Genomic DNA, 14,009 nt, shown 5'->3' on the forward strand with positions numbered 1-14,009 from the left:
AGGAGCGCCCGCATGGACCTTATGGACAGCCTTCAGGACGGCGTCGGGCAGGAACTGGCCTGGCAGATACCGCTCTACGAGCAGCTCCACCGGAACCCGGAGCTAGGCCTTGCCGAACACGAAACGTCCGCCGCGGCAGCGGACAACCTGGCCCGCTGGGGCTTTGACGTCCGGCACTTCGGCGGCACCGGCGTCGTTGGCGTTCTTGCCAACGGCGCCGGTCCGTGCGTGCTGGCGCGGGCGGACATGGATGCCCTTCCCGTCGCTGAGGCGACGGGGGCACGCTACGCCTCCGCCAAACCGGGCGTGATGCACGCCTGCGCGCACGACATGCATGTGGTGGCCCTGCTCGGCGCCGCAAAATACCTTGCCGACCACCGGGACACCTGGCAGGGCACCTACGTTGCCCTGTTCCAGCCGGCCGAGGAGACGGCGGCAGGCTCGCAGGCAATGCTCGACGACGGCCTGGCCGCCGGAATCCCCCGGCCGGACATTGCGCTGGCCCAGCACGTCATGCCCACCGAGGCGGGAACCATCGGCACCACGCCGGGTCCGGTGCTGTCGGCCGGTGACTCGATCCGGATCACCGTCCACGGGCGGGGCGCCCACGGATCAATGCCGCATAAGTCGGTCGATCCGGTGGTGCTGGCTGCCTTGATCGTCCTCCGCCTGCAAACCGTGGTGTCCCGTGAAACGACTCCGGGGGAGTTCGCGGTGCTGACAGTGGGCTCGGTGAACGCCGGTGCAACGGCCAACATCATCCCGGACCGGGCGGAGCTGCTGCTCAACCTGCGGACCTACAGCATCGCGACCCGCAGCCAGATGATTGCCGCCATCGAGCGGATCGTGCGGGGCGAGTGCGCTGCAGCGGGCTCCCCGCAGGAACCGGAGTTCGAGTACTACGACCAATACCCTTTGACCAGCAACGATCCGGAGGCCAACGCCCGGGTCACGGCGGCCTTCACCAGGTCCTTCGGGGCGGATGCCGTCTACCGCACCGCCCCGCAGACGGCCTCCGAGGATTTCAGCCGCATCCCCGACGCCTTCGGCACTCCATACGTGTACTGGATTGTCGGCTCCGTGCCCCGCGACGTCTACCGCCGGGCCGTGGAAGCGGGGACCGTGGACACGGACATCCCCGCCAACCACTCCCCGTTCTTCCTGCCGGCCGTGGACCCCACCCTTCGCACGGCCACGCAGGCGCAGGCTACCGCGGCGTTGGCTTATCTTGGCACCGACGCCGGTTAGGCGTTTGCCGCCATGAGTGACGTCATCTGTGCCGCCGCGTCGCTGCCCGGGGACGGGGTGTACACCACGATGTGCAGGTCCGGCCGGTCCGAAGGGGACACCTGGTGGTGTTCCAGCTGCAGCACTCCCACCGCCGGGTGGTGGAAAAGGCGCTCGCGGGACTCAAAGCCCAGGATGTCGTAAAGGTCCCAGCCTTGCCGGAATTCGGGGCTTGCTTCCTTGAGCCGCTCCACCTGGTACTGGATGTCCGGGTCACCCAGGCGCTGTCCGGTCTCGGCCCGGAACTCGGCAAGGAACCTCTTGCTGGTTGTTTCCCAGTCCGGCAGCAGGTTGCGGACGTAGGGGTCGGTGAACACCAGCCACAGCAGGTTCCGGTCCGCGGGTGCCACGGTGGCGATGTTGGGGTAGAGCGCCGCATAGGCCTTGTTCCAGCCGGCTACCCGCCAGTCCGGGAACAGTGCAAAGGAGGGGTTGGGATCCAGCGCGTCCATCAGCCGCTGGATGTGGGGCGGGGCGGTATCGGCGGCAGGTCCGGCAGGCGCGGCGGACGCGTACCCGCCGAGGGAGAGCACATAGCCCAGGCCCGTTCCCGACAGATGCAGGGCGCGGCTCACAGCCTCCAGGACCTGGCGGGACGGGTTGATGTCCCGTCCCTGTTCAAGCCACGTGTACCAGGTGACACTGACGCCGGAGAGGAAGGCCACCTCCTCGCGGCGCAGCCCGCGGTCGCGCGCACGGCCGATCGGCGGCAACCCATAGTCGGCCCGGAGCGCCTGGTCGCGCCGGGCCCGTAGGAAAAGGCCAAGTTCTTTTCGGCGCCCAGGATCACTCATCGTAAAATACTATTACTCTGGTACTCCCACTACTAGTAGCAGCGCTGTCTTCCGTCCGCGTCGCCAAGGCAAGAGGATGGTAAGCATGCCTGCACTCCGCTCTAAAACAGTCACCCATGGCCGCAACATGGCGGGCGCCCGCGCACTGCTGCGCGCCTCCGGCGTCGCCAACTCCGATATCGGGAAGCCGATCATCGCAGTGGCCAACTCCTTCACCGAATTCGTTCCCGGCCACACCCACCTCGCGCCTGTGGGACGGATCGTCTCCGACGCGATCCTTGCCGCCGGCGCCGTGCCGCGCGAGTTCAACACCATCGCCGTTGACGACGGCATTGCCATGGGCCACGCCGGCATGCTCTACTCGCTGCCGTCCCGCGACCTGATCGCCGATTCCGTCGAATACATGGTCAACGCGCACTGCGCCGACGCCCTAGTGTGCATCTCCAACTGCGACAAGATCACCCCGGGCATGCTGATGGCAGCACTGCGCCTGAACATCCCCGTGGTCTTCGTCTCCGGCGGCCCCATGGAAGCCGGCCGGGTGACCCTGACCGACGGTTCCGTCCGCTCCCTGGACCTGGTGAACGCGATTGCCGACGCCGTGGACGAGTCCATCTCCGACGCCGACATCAACCTCATCGAAGAGAACGCCTGCCCCACCTGCGGTTCCTGCTCCGGCATGTTCACCGCCAACTCCATGAACTGCCTCACCGAGGCCATCGGCCTGTCCCTGCCCGGCAACGGCTCCGTGCTGGCCACCCACACCGCACGCAAGGCGCTGTACGAGAAGGCCGGCGCCACCGTCGTCGAGCTGGTGAAGCGCTACTACGACGGCGACGACGACTCCGTGCTGCCCCGCTCCATCGCCACCGCGAAGGCCTTCGACAACGCCATGGCCCTGGACATCTCCATGGGCGGCTCCACCAACACCATCCTGCACCTGCTCGCGGCGGCCCAGGAGGCCGGCGTGGACTACGGCCTGGCCGAGATGGACGCCAAGTCCCGCCAGGTACCGTGCCTGGCCAAGGTGGCCCCGAACGTCGCCAAGGACAAGACCTACTACATGGAGGACGTGCACCGCGCCGGCGGCATCCCGGCCCTGCTGGGCGAGCTGAACCGCGGCGGCCTCCTGCACAAGGACGTCCACTCCGTGCACTCCAATGACCTGGACGGCTGGCTGGACGACTGGGACATCCGCGGCGGCAAGGCCACCGAGGAAGCCAAGGCCCTGTGGCACGCGGCCCCCGGCGGCGTCCGGTCCTCCACCGCGTTCTCCCAGTCGAACGAGTGGACCTCGCTCGACACCGACGCCGCGGAAGGCTGCATCCGCTCCGTGGAGCACGCCTACTCCAAGGACGGCGGCCTGGCCGTGCTCCGGGGCAACGTGGCCATTGACGGCGCCGTGGTGAAGACCGCGGGCGTGGACGAATCCATCTGGACCTTCTCCGGGCCGGCAGTGGTCTGCGAGTCCCAGGACGAGGCCGTGGAGAAGATCCTGAACAAGCAGGTCAAGGAGGGCGACGTTGTGGTTATCCGCTACGAGGGCCCCCGCGGTGGCCCTGGCATGCAGGAAATGCTGTACCCCACGTCCTTCCTCAAGGGCCGCGGCCTGGGCAAGAAGTGCGCCCTCATCACGGACGGCCGCTTCTCCGGCGGCACCTCCGGCCTCTCGATCGGCCACATCTCTCCGGAGGCTGCCTCCGGCGGTGCCATCGCCCTGGTGGAGGACGGCGACATTATCAGCATCGACATCAGCCAGCGGTCCATGCAGCTGGAGGTCTCCGACGAGGTCCTCGCCGAACGCCGCGAGAAACTGGAAGTCAACGGCGGGTACAAGCCCAAGGACCGGGACCGCCAGGTGTCCGCAGCCCTGCGCGCCTATGCCGCCATGGCACTGTCCGCGGACAAGGGCGCGGTCCGGGACGTGTCCCTGCTGGAGCGGTAAGCCGGCTCACTTGTAACAGAGGGGTGTGCGGGACCTCAGGACGGGCCAAAGGGCCCGTCCTCACGTCCTTTGCCTCCGGTACCCTTTTCACATGGTTCAGGGCGATGCCGACTTCCGGGCCGAAGGCATCCTGCTTGCCGGGGCAGGACGGGCCATCCTGCTGCAGCTCGCCCAACCCGCAATCGGCCGCGGGGTGGCTGCCCACAGTACCTTCACCCAGCGCCCTGTAGACCGGCTCAAGGGCACACTCACCTACGTCTACGGCATCGTCTATGGAACCGAGGAGCAGGTCAGGGAAGTCCGCCGCAGGGTCAACCAGGCACATATGCCGGTACGCCGTCCCGCAGACGAGTCCTCTGCCGGCTACAGCGCCTACGACCCCGCACTGCAGCTCTGGGTGGCGGCCACTCTTTATGACACCGCGCAGACCATCGTCGAGAAGATCCGCGGCCCGCTGGACGACGACGCAGCCGACGCAATGTACCGCGACTACGCGCGGATCGGCACCGCTTTGCAGCTGCCACCGGAGATGTGGCCGGAGGACCGCGCGGCCTTCCGCCGCTACTGGGAGGAGCAGCTTTCAACCCTCCGCGCGGAAGAAGAAGGCGTGCGCGTGGGACGCGGCCTGCTGTTTCCCACGCACACCGCACTCTGGTACCGCGCCATCATGCCCTCTGCCAGGTTCCTCACCGCAGGGCTCCTGCCGGGGCAGTTGCGGCAGGACTTCGGCCTTGCGTGGAGCGACCGCCACCAGCGCAGGTTCGACCGCACGTGGCGCGTCCTTGCCGTTGCCTATCCGGTTCTCCCGCTGCGCATCAGGCACTGGTTCAAGGACTACTGCCTGGCCGAACTTGAAAAGGACCTGCGAAAGAGCCCGCAGAACATGCAGCAGCAGGGGACCACTGCCTAGGCCCGCGGCCCCGTCGCTCTAAGGCGTCCGTAAAGGGGTTCTGCCAAGACCGGTTTCAGCAGGGCCCTCGCTAGTGTTCCCACCACCCTGTTTCATGGAGGCATGGCCACCGAAACAACTGTCACCATTACCAGCGCGCCACCAAAACCGGAAGTGCAGCACCCTGCGCATTGGGGAGGGGTCTTCGCGATGTCCCTGTGCGTGTTCGCCCTGATCGCCTCCGAGTTCATGCCCGTCAGCCTGCTCACGCCCATGGCCGCCGAGTTGCAGGTTTCAGAGGGGATGGTGGGGCAGGGCATAGCGATTTCCGGGCTGTTCGCTGTGACGACCAGCCTGTCGGTGTCCACCCTTGCCGGCAGTATGAACCGCAAGACGCTCCTGCTGGGACTGACCACGCTCATGGCAGTCTCCGGAGCCCTGGTTGCGCTGGCACCGGGATACCTGGTCTTCATGATCGGCCGTGCACTGATCGGCGTGGTCATCGGCGGATTCTGGTCCATGTCCGCCGCCACCGCAATGCGTCTGGTACCGGCCCACCAGGTGCCGCGCGCCCTGGCCATCTTCAATGGCGGCAACGCCCTGGCCACGGTGGTGGCTGCACCACTGGGCAGCTACCTGGGCTCCATCATCGGATGGCGCGGTGCGTTCTTCTGCCTGGTGCCGGTGGCGCTGCTGGCCCTTGCTTGGCAGTGGAGAAGCCTGCCTGCCATGAAAGCGGAACGGCCCACCGGGGCGGCCGGAAACGTCTTCACCATTTTCGCCGCTTTCAGGAGCCCGCCTGTCGCCTGGGGCATGGCTGCTTGCGGTTCCTTCTTCATGGGACAGTTCGTGCTGTTCACCTACATCCGCCCGTTCCTGGAGACCGTGACAGGCGCGGGCGCGGCCTCGGTGTCCCTGGTCCTCCTGGTCATCGGGGTGGCCGGATTCGTGGGTACCCTGCTGATCGGCCGCTTCATCGGAAAGGGCCTGTACCGGACGCTGGCAGTCATTCCGGCGCTCATGGCGGCCATCGCGGCAGGCCTCGTGCCCTCCGGCGACTGGTTCGCCGTCGTCGTGGTCCTTCTGGCGATATGGGGCCTGCTGGGCACGTCCGCGCCCGTGGGCTGGTGGAGCTGGATCGCGAAGGCCATGCCCCATGACGCCGAGGCCGGTGGCGGCCTGATGGTGGCCGTGGTCCAGACCTCAATCGCTGTCGGGTCAACAGTGGGCGGCGTGCTGTACGACTCCGCCGGCTACCGCGGGACCTTCCTCGCCGGCGCCGGCATCCTTGGCGTCGCTGCGGTCCTGGCGTTCCAGACCGCCCGGGCCACGCTTGCCCGGACGGGACAAACCCAATGACCATCCGGCCCATTAGACCCTGAACCCACCCAACAGGAGGAGAGCATGAAATACATCGAAAGCGGCGGCCAAACGGGCGCCGGGCCCAAGGAATGGTTCACCGGGACAGTGCAGATCGATGGGATCCGGAACCCTGACGGGCAGTCGGCCATCGGCTGCGCGCATGTCCGGTTCGCTCCCGGCGCCCGCACCGCCTGGCACCACCACCCCAAGGGCCAGACCCTCTACGTGACCGATGGGATCGGCCTGGTGGCCCGCCGCGGCGGCGAAGTCCAGGAGATCCGCCCGGGCGACGTGGTGTACATCGAACCCGGGGAAGAGCACTGGCACGGTGCCACGGCGGACCGCTTCATGGCGCACGTGGCCATGCAGGAAGCGGACAGTAACGGCCAGGTGGTCACCTGGCTCGACCATGTCACCGACGAGGAATACGGGGCCTGAAAAGCCCTTGGGCAAAAAGGTGGGCGGACGACGGCGGGACCTCCGGCCGTCGTCCGCCCACCTTTGAAGGGGGGAGGGTCAGTCCTCGTAGGTGTTCGCGATGTAGACGTCGCACGGGGCGTTGTGCGCCACGCTGTTGGCCACGCTGCCCAGCAGCCGGCCGATGCCGCGCATCCTCCGGTTGCCCACAACGATCAGCCGGGCGTTCAGGCGGATGGCTTCCTTGATCAGGGAGTCTGCCGGCTTGCCGCGGGCGGCGAAGTGGGTGACTTCCACCCCGGGCCTGGAGTTGGCCAGATCCTTGGCCACGATCTCCGAGCTGTCAGCGTTCGAGATCCTCACCTTGTCCGAGCCCACACCGTAAGTTTCGGAGTTTTCGCTCTCAAACGCGGTGACCACATGGAGTGACGCGCCCAGGGATTCCGCCAGGCCCAGCGCCACCTCCGCAGCTTTCCGTGCCGACGGGCTGGCATCCACGCCTACAACAACTACTCCACTCATCTTTTCGCTCCTTCGCAATAGTCCTGGCATCAACGTCCATCTGCCAGTCTAGGGACTACCCGCCCGGAGCCCCGGTATCACAGCCGTGTGGAGCCGGCATGGGCAGGCCCAGGTGCGCAGCCTTACGCGCGGACCTGTCCCTGCGCCGACTCCGCGATGTTTTCAGTGGCCGCCCAGGAAGCCAGGAGCTTGAGGGCTTCGGCGGAGGGGCTGCCCGGGGTTGCGGGATAAACGGTAAGGGTATGGCCGGGGTCCTCTTCCAGCCCCAGAACCTGGTAGTTCAGCTCGAGCAGCCCCACCACGGGGTGGCGGAAAACCTTGGTCCCCGCGTAGTGGCGGCGGACGTTGTGCGCGGCCCAGAGCGTGCGGAATTCGTCGCTGCGCATCGACAGCTCTCCGATGAGTTCGGCGATGCCCTTGTCATGGGGGTTGCGCCCGGCTTCGCGGCGGAGGATGGCCACATTGGTGTTGGCGGCCCGGTCCCAGTCCGTATAAAAATTGTGGGCACGCGGGTCCAGGAAGATGAACCGGGAGTGGTTGGCCGGCCGGGACGGGCTGCGGTACATGTCCGAATACAGGGCGTAGCCCAAGGTGTTGGCGGCAACGATGTCCAGCCGGTTGTTGCCGATGAAGGCCGGCGCCTCCGTGATGGCATCCAGGAGGTACTGCAGTTCCGGCCGGACCTTGGAGGCCGCCGAAGCACCGGCACCAGCCGCACGCTTGCGTCCCGAGGTGTTGGCCGCCCGGGCCAGGTCGTAGAGGTGGTCATGCTCGGCGCGGTCCAGTTCCAGGGCGCCGGCGATGGCATCCAGGACGCTGTCCGAAACGCCGCTCAGGTTTCCCCGTTCCAGCCGCGTGTAGTAGTCCACGCTGACGCCTGCCAGGCGGGCCACTTCATCGCGCCGCAGCCCCGGCACCCGGCGGCGGCCGCCGTAGGGTTCGATGCCTGCCTGCTCCGGGGTGATGCGCGCACGGCGGGAGGACAGGAACTGCCGGACCTCGGCTCGGTTATCCATAGGGAACACGTTACGTCGGTGCGAAGAACGCAAAGGAGGTTCTGCCAGAACCAGTTTCAGCAGAACCAGTTTCAGCAGAACCCTCGCTAACGGTTCCCGGGCCGGGTTTGATGGGATAGTCCGCTTTCAGCCTTTCACCCTTTGGAGGACCCAGCATGCGCGCAACCATCATGCATGCCCCCGGCGACGTCCGCGTCGAGGACCGTGGCAAGCCCGCCATCCAACAGCCCACGGATGCCGTCATCAAGGTTGTTGCCGCCTGCGTGTGCGGGTCGGACCTGTGGCCCTACCGTGGCGCCGACACCCTGCACGAGCCCAGGCCCATGGGCCACGAGTACGTGGGGATCGTCGAAGACGTGGGCGCTGACGTGAAGAACGTGCAGCCGGGCCAATTCGTTGTGGGGTCCTTCTTTGCCTCGGACAACACCTGTGAGATCTGCCGCTCCGGCTACCAGACCGGCTGCGTGCACAGGCAGGGCGTCGGCGGCGCCCAGGCCGAATACCTGCGCGTCCCGCTGGCGGACGGCACCTTGGTGGCCACCCCGGGCACGCCTGACGACGATAAGATCCCATCGCTGCTTACGGCATCCGATGTCCTGGGCACCGGATGGTTCGCCGCCAAGGCGGCCGAGGTGGGCCCCGGCAAGACGGTGGCGGTGGTGGGCGACGGCGCCGTGGGCCTTTTGGGGGTCCTGGCGGCAAAGCAGATGGGTGCCGAACGGATCATCGCCATGTCCCGGCATGCCGACCGGCAGGCCCTGGCCCGCGAGTTCGGCGCCACCGACATCGTGGAGGAGCGCGGCGATGCGGGCGTACAGAAAATCAGGGAGCTCACCGACGGGCTGGGGGCGCACTCTGTCATCGAAGCCGTGGGAACGCAGGAATCGATGATGCAGGCCATCCAGGCCACCCGTGCCGGCGGCCACGTCGGTTTCGTGGGCGTATCCCATGACGTGGCGCTGCCTGGCCGCGAGCTGTTCTCCTCGCTCGTGCACCTTCACGGCGGCCCCGCTCCGGTCCGGCAGTACCTGCCCGAGCTGATCGACCTCATCCTGGCCGGTGACATCGAACCCGGAAAAGTCTTCGACCTCGAACTCCCGCTGGACCAGGCAGCCGAGGCGTACAGGGCCATGGATGAACGCCGGGCCGTCAAGGTCCTGCTCCGGCCATAGCCGCTTTCTGCCGCCATGCGCCTTGTGGCAACTGGGCCTGCTGAGGGTAGGACTCGCAAGACCAGGCACAACAGGGCCACCTTGGAACAAGCATTTCCCGGATCTGTTCCGAACAACCCCGGTAGCATTAAGAAGTCCCCCCAACAGATCACAGGAGAACCATGACTACCGTCAAGGCTTATGCATCCCCGTCCGCCACGGAGGACCTGGTGGCTACCACCATCGAGCGCCGCGAAGTGGGTCCCCACGACGTCATGATCGACATCAAGTTCGCCGGCATCTGCCACTCGGACATCCACACCGTCCGCGGTGACTGGGGCCCGCAGCAGTACCCGCTGGTGCCCGGCCACGAGATCGCCGGCATCGTCACCGAGGTCGGCGCAGAAGTAAGCAAGCACAAAGTCGGCGACCGCGTCGGTGTTGGCTGCATGGTCAATTCCTGCAAGGAATGCGCAAACTGCCAGAAGGGCGAGGAACAATACTGCCTCAAGGGCAACATTGGCACCTACGGCGCCGTCGACCGCGACGGCACCATCACGCAGGGCGGCTACTCCACCCACGTGGTGGTCACCGAGGACTTCGTCGTGACCATCCCCGAGGGCATCGAACTCGACGTCGCCGCACCGCTGCTGTGCGCCGGCATCACCACCTACTCACCCCTGCGCCACTGGGGTGCCGGCCCCGGCAAGAACGTTGCCGTCGTCGGCCTCGGCGGACTGGGCCACATGGCCGTCAAGCTGGCCCACGCCATGGGCGCTGAGGTGACCGTGCTGTCCCAGTCGCTGAAAAAGCAGGAAGACGGCCTGAAGCTGGGCGCCGACCACTACTACGCGACCAGTGACGAGAACACCTTCTCCGAGCTCGCCGGCTCCTTCGACCTGATCATCAACACGGTCAGCGCCTCGATTGACATCAGCTCCTACCTGGGCCTGCTCAAGCTCGACGGCGCCCTGGTAAACGTCGGCGCACCCGCGGAGCCCCTTCCGGTCAACGCCTTCGCGTTGATTGGCGGACGCCGTTCCTTCGCCGGTTCCATGATCGGCGGCATCCGCGAAACCCAGGAGATGCTCAACTTCTGCGCCGAGCACCACCTGGGCGCCGAAATCGAGGTCATCCCGGCCGAGAAGATCAACGAAGCCTACGAACGTGTCCTTGCCTCGGACGTCCGGTACCGGTTCGTGATCGACACCGCCACCCTCTAAAGCACCACCCGCGCTTCCAACTCACACGGCGGGCCGGCCCCCCACAAGGGGTCGGCCCGCCGTCGCGCTTTAAGGAACCGGCGACGGCGGGACAAGCTATTTAGGCCAGGCCTTAGGGCGCGAGGCTTTTCAGGATTGAAACCGCGGAGCCCTCCATGGTTTGCCTGTAGTTGATGCCGGCCCACAGGTTCAGCCACTCAGGCTCTCCTGCGGCCGCGGCCGCGGCACGCAGGGGAGTGGTGAGGTGGTGGATTTCCGGGTAGCCGTAAGGGGCGTCGCCATCATGTCTGCGCATGAATTCGTTGTGCAGGCCGCGGGCATTGCGGCCGGAGAAGACGCGGGTGACGTCCGTGGTGGTGAAGTGGTCCGGCGCCGCCAGGGCAGCCCGGTGCACCGGCTTGGTTCCCGCTTCGGCGGCGCGCAGGAATGCCGTCCCGGCCTGGACCGCCACGGCGCCGACGGCCAGCGCAGTCCGGGTGTGGTCAGCAGTTGCGATGCCCCCAGCCCCGATGAGGGGGACCTCCAGGTCGGAAAGCTCGCCGAGGATCCCGTGGAGGGGCACCAGCGGGGGAGGCCCGTCCGGCTTGAACGTTCCCCGGTGGCCACCGGCTTCGGGGCCCTGCACGCACAGGGCATCCGCTCCGGCGGCAAGTGCCCGGAGCGCTTCTTCGCGGTCCGTGACAGTGGCTATCACATATACGCCGCGCTGTTTCAGCGATTCCACCACGCCGGATTCGGGAAAGTCGAAGGTGAACGAAACGACCGGGGGTGCCAGGTCCAGCAATGCTTCGAGCTTCCCGTCCCAGTCGTCATCATCATGCTTTGGCTCTCCCAGTTTGACGCCGAACCGCTCAGCGTCCGGAGCCAGTGATGCGGCATATCGCTGCAGGTCGTCGTGACTGATAACCGGGGGCTGCGGTACGAACAGGTTGACGCCGAATGGGTGCTTGGTCTGCGATCTGACAGCCTCGATGTCTGTCCGCATCGCTGCAGCCGTCCGGTATCCGGCCGCAAGGAAACCAAGGCCTCCGGCGGCGCTGACCGCTACGGCCAGCTGCGGCGTGGAGGGCCCGCCGGCCATGGGTGCCTGGATCACCGGCAGGGCCAGCGACTCGAAACGGAACCTGGTGGCCTTCTGCTGGGTACCCATCTGCCCTCCGCTGTTCGGTACGTACCTGACGAATGCTACGCCGGTCCACGCTCCCGTTCGAGGCGCAGGGGACGGCCGCCACGGTCAGCGTGATCCGGCTTCCACCAGGAGCTTTAGGGTCTCACGGGTCTGTAGGCGTGCCCTTTCCTGCATCCGCACGATGGGTTCGTCCGCTACATACGCCGTTGAGGGACAAACAGGGGCCAAGAGCTGTGCGTCCCCGGGGGCGCCGTTGCTGGGCTGCACCAGTGAGGCCACCTGACCCGGAAGGCGCTGCCACAGGTTCCGTGCGGGATAGACGTCGGTGACGCCGTCGACCGCCAGGATGGCTGCCTGCAAGGTATTGGTCACAGTTCCTCCAGGTAAAGACGCAGGCAGGAAGGGAAACGTCACGCAGTAACTTCTATGATCGTCGTCACTTTTCTTTCGGGGCAGCAAAAAGGACGCGGACGACGCCGGGTGGATCCCGCCGTCGTCCGCGTCCTTTGGCGGGGGCTGCTTACAGCGCCAGTGCGGGCTCGTCGCCGCGCACGCTCAGCGTGAAGGTGTTCGGCCCGCTGCAGTGGACTGCAATGCGGGAAGTGGTGGTGTTGTGGCGCGAGGAGAGGTCGGAGACCGCGGAATCGAGGGTCTCGTGGAGGGAAGCGCGGTCCCAGATCTTCAGCGTCACGGATTCGGCAGTGTTAAACGTCATTGTTCAGTACTTTCCTGTATCAAGCCGGCTTTACGTCCGGCGGTGGCCTGTCCGCTCCGGGGGTCGGTGGCCTGCGCTCACCGGTGGGCCTCGTTGCGTCACCAGGATGTCAAGGGCGGGTGTTGCCCTGCGTATCCATAGTGCCCGTGGCGGATAAGCCCGCTCAACCAAATACGGCATTTATTGCGAGTGAATCTCATCACGTGTGACCGGGGCCACGCACTCCGGGGCGCTAATCATCAAAGTAGGCCGTAATCCTGTCTTCCCCGGAGATCGAGGTGATAACGGTTGCGGCCACTTCCCTGAGCTTGACGTTCCTGGTGCTCGAGGCCCGCGTGAGGATGCTGAAGGCGGTCTCGCGACCGCAGCGGTTCTGGGCCATGATTGCGCCCACGGCCATGTCGATCACTGTGCGTGACTGCATGGCGGCGGTCAGGTCATTCCTCGCTTCGCTCAGCTGAGAGATCCGAAGGATCAGCCGCAGCGAACTGGCGGCCTGTATGGCAAAGGTCTCCACGGTGGCAATGTCTTCCCCTGCGAACCCGTTGCTCCGGCCGGAGTAGAGGTTCAGTACCGCTTCCGCGTCACCCGCGAGGTCCAGTGGAATGGCAAGAATCGAGGACACGCCGTGCTGTGCGGCCGTCCGGATGTAGGGGGCCCATCGCGTTTCGACGGCCAGGTCCGGCACAAGGAGGGTCGTCCCCTGGCGGAGTGCGGTGAGGCACGGGCCCTGGCCGAATCCGTTCTGCAGCTCGTCCAGGGCCCTGGCGGCACCATCGCTGGCCGCTATTGCCTCTGGCCTTTTATGGCGGAGGACCGTAACGCCGCTGTGGATGGTGTTCCCCGGGCCGGACAACCGCGTACTGGCCAGGATTGCCAGTTCCGCGAGGAAGGCCCTGATGTCCTGGCTTTCCAGTACCAGCTGCTGGAGCGACAGTTCCGTTGCTTCCGGAATCGGTCCCTCCGGCTCCCGGGAGGGATCTTCTTTGGTCACTCGTCCCCACCCGCAGACAGTTCCCTTATGGCGGTGGCAATCAGCCCGACCTGGGCGGCCGGAAGGTGCAGTGCCTCGTTGAGGTAGGCGTCCAGGGATACCTCGTCCGCGTCACCGCCGAGGCCGTAGTAATACGTCCACAGCTTGATCATGGGGATTTGGCAGGCACGGAAACGACGGGCTACGTCCTTCCGTTGCTCGTCGGCCTCCAGGAGTTGGTCGGGGCCGCCGGTCCACTCGGCGTTCATTGCCTGCCTCTGCTCCCCCGCACGGGCACAGTTGGGGAGCGGAACGAGGAGCCGGGCGGGACTAAGTCCGCTTCGGCTGGAAGCTCCGCGTACTTGCCGGCGCCATGTTGTGGACGGTGGCTGGCCATGGGGCCTCGATCCCTGATTGCGCCTGGTGTTCCATTCCCGGCTGGCGGCCGCCGCTCTTGGCGCGGGTGGCCCGGTGCATTCAACCCCTGGACGTGACGCAATCCCGAAATCTCCTACCTTTGACACTACGCTTCTGCGGGCGTTTACGGTATGGAGGCGGTCAAGGGCTCCCGAATAATTCATCTCCG

15 protein-coding genes are annotated in these 14,009 nt (G+C 66.4%); 7 read left to right on the top strand and 8 right to left on the bottom strand.

Annotated features, from left to right (window positions below; genetic code table 11):
• Positions 1-12: 12 nt before the first annotated feature.
• On the top strand, positions 13-1,248 hold the full coding sequence (locus tag J2X98_RS02965) for an amidohydrolase (RefSeq protein WP_307304078.1): 1,236 nt from the start codon (positions 13-15) through the stop codon (positions 1,246-1,248).
• Here the strand turns inward: J2X98_RS02965 and J2X98_RS02970 are convergent.
• Positions 1,245-2,081, bottom strand: a complete 837-nt coding sequence (locus J2X98_RS02970; protein ID WP_307304080.1) for a helix-turn-helix transcriptional regulator — start codon at positions 2,079-2,081, stop codon at positions 1,245-1,247. The two genes, J2X98_RS02965 and J2X98_RS02970, sit on opposite strands and share 4 nt — an antisense overlap.
• Before the next feature lie 85 nt (positions 2,082-2,166).
• Between J2X98_RS02970 and ilvD the strand changes: the two genes are divergently transcribed.
• The 4 genes from ilvD to J2X98_RS02990 all read left to right on the top strand — a co-directional run bounded on the left by ilvD (position 2,167) and on the right by J2X98_RS02990 (position 6,715).
• Complete coding sequence (ilvD, locus tag J2X98_RS02975; protein ID WP_141945778.1) at positions 2,167-4,026, top strand: dihydroxy-acid dehydratase; 1,860 nt, start codon at positions 2,167-2,169, stop codon at positions 4,024-4,026.
• 91 nt (positions 4,027-4,117) lie between these two features.
• Positions 4,118-4,936: an oxygenase MpaB family protein gene (locus tag J2X98_RS02980; protein ID WP_141945781.1), complete on the top strand. Its 819-nt coding sequence runs from the start codon at positions 4,118-4,120 to the stop codon at positions 4,934-4,936.
• 102 nt (positions 4,937-5,038) lie between these two features.
• On the top strand, positions 5,039-6,274 hold the full coding sequence (locus J2X98_RS02985) for an MFS transporter (RefSeq protein WP_307304083.1): 1,236 nt from the start codon (positions 5,039-5,041) through the stop codon (positions 6,272-6,274).
• Positions 6,275-6,319: 45 nt separating this feature from the next.
• A complete protein-coding gene (locus J2X98_RS02990; protein WP_307304085.1) occupies positions 6,320-6,715 on the top strand; it encodes a (R)-mandelonitrile lyase in 396 nt (131 codons plus the stop codon).
• Positions 6,716-6,793: 78 nt separating this feature from the next.
• Here the strand turns inward: J2X98_RS02990 and J2X98_RS02995 are convergent, their stop codons facing one another.
• Together J2X98_RS02995 and J2X98_RS03000 are read right to left on the bottom strand one after the other, a co-directional pair.
• Positions 6,794-7,216: a universal stress protein gene (locus tag J2X98_RS02995; RefSeq protein WP_141945791.1), complete on the bottom strand. Its 423-nt coding sequence runs from the start codon at positions 7,214-7,216 to the stop codon at positions 6,794-6,796.
• 122 nt (positions 7,217-7,338) lie between these two features.
• Entirely contained in the window at positions 7,339-8,232 is an 894-nt protein-coding gene (locus tag J2X98_RS03000; RefSeq protein ID WP_307304087.1) for a helix-turn-helix transcriptional regulator, read from the bottom strand.
• Between the two features lie 155 nt (positions 8,233-8,387).
• Between J2X98_RS03000 and J2X98_RS03005 the strand changes: the two genes are divergently transcribed.
• Positions 8,388-9,404: a zinc-dependent alcohol dehydrogenase family protein gene (locus J2X98_RS03005; protein WP_307304089.1), complete on the top strand. Its 1,017-nt coding sequence runs from the start codon at positions 8,388-8,390 to the stop codon at positions 9,402-9,404.
• A gap of 161 nt (positions 9,405-9,565) precedes the next feature.
• Complete coding sequence (locus J2X98_RS03010; protein WP_141945802.1) at positions 9,566-10,606, top strand: NAD(P)-dependent alcohol dehydrogenase; 1,041 nt, start codon at positions 9,566-9,568, stop codon at positions 10,604-10,606.
• A gap of 112 nt (positions 10,607-10,718) precedes the next feature.
• On the opposite strand, the gene J2X98_RS03015 is transcribed toward J2X98_RS03010, so the two are convergent.
• The 5 genes from J2X98_RS03015 to J2X98_RS03035 form a co-directional block, all read right to left on the bottom strand.
• Positions 10,719-11,756, bottom strand: a complete 1,038-nt coding sequence (locus J2X98_RS03015; protein ID WP_307304091.1) for a nitronate monooxygenase — start codon at positions 11,754-11,756, stop codon at positions 10,719-10,721.
• A gap of 84 nt (positions 11,757-11,840) precedes the next feature.
• On the bottom strand, positions 11,841-12,107 hold the full coding sequence (locus tag J2X98_RS03020; RefSeq protein WP_307304093.1) for a hypothetical protein: 267 nt from the start codon (positions 12,105-12,107) through the stop codon (positions 11,841-11,843).
• A 148-nt stretch (positions 12,108-12,255) separates the two neighbouring features.
• On the bottom strand, positions 12,256-12,450 hold the full coding sequence (locus J2X98_RS03025) for a hypothetical protein (RefSeq protein WP_141945811.1): 195 nt from the start codon (positions 12,448-12,450) through the stop codon (positions 12,256-12,258).
• A 232-nt stretch (positions 12,451-12,682) separates the two neighbouring features.
• Entirely contained in the window at positions 12,683-13,444 is a 762-nt protein-coding gene (locus J2X98_RS03030) for a GAF and ANTAR domain-containing protein (RefSeq protein WP_307304095.1), read from the bottom strand.
• On the bottom strand, positions 13,441-13,692 hold the full coding sequence (locus J2X98_RS03035; RefSeq protein WP_307304097.1) for a hypothetical protein: 252 nt from the start codon (positions 13,690-13,692) through the stop codon (positions 13,441-13,443). The genes J2X98_RS03030 and J2X98_RS03035 overlap by 4 nt, the downstream gene beginning before the upstream one ends.
• Positions 13,693-14,009 lie beyond the last annotated feature (317 nt).

It is taken from the genome of Pseudarthrobacter enclensis (genome assembly GCF_030811655.1).
Classification (GTDB): Bacteria; Actinomycetota; Actinomycetes; order Actinomycetales; family Micrococcaceae; genus Arthrobacter; species Arthrobacter enclensis_A.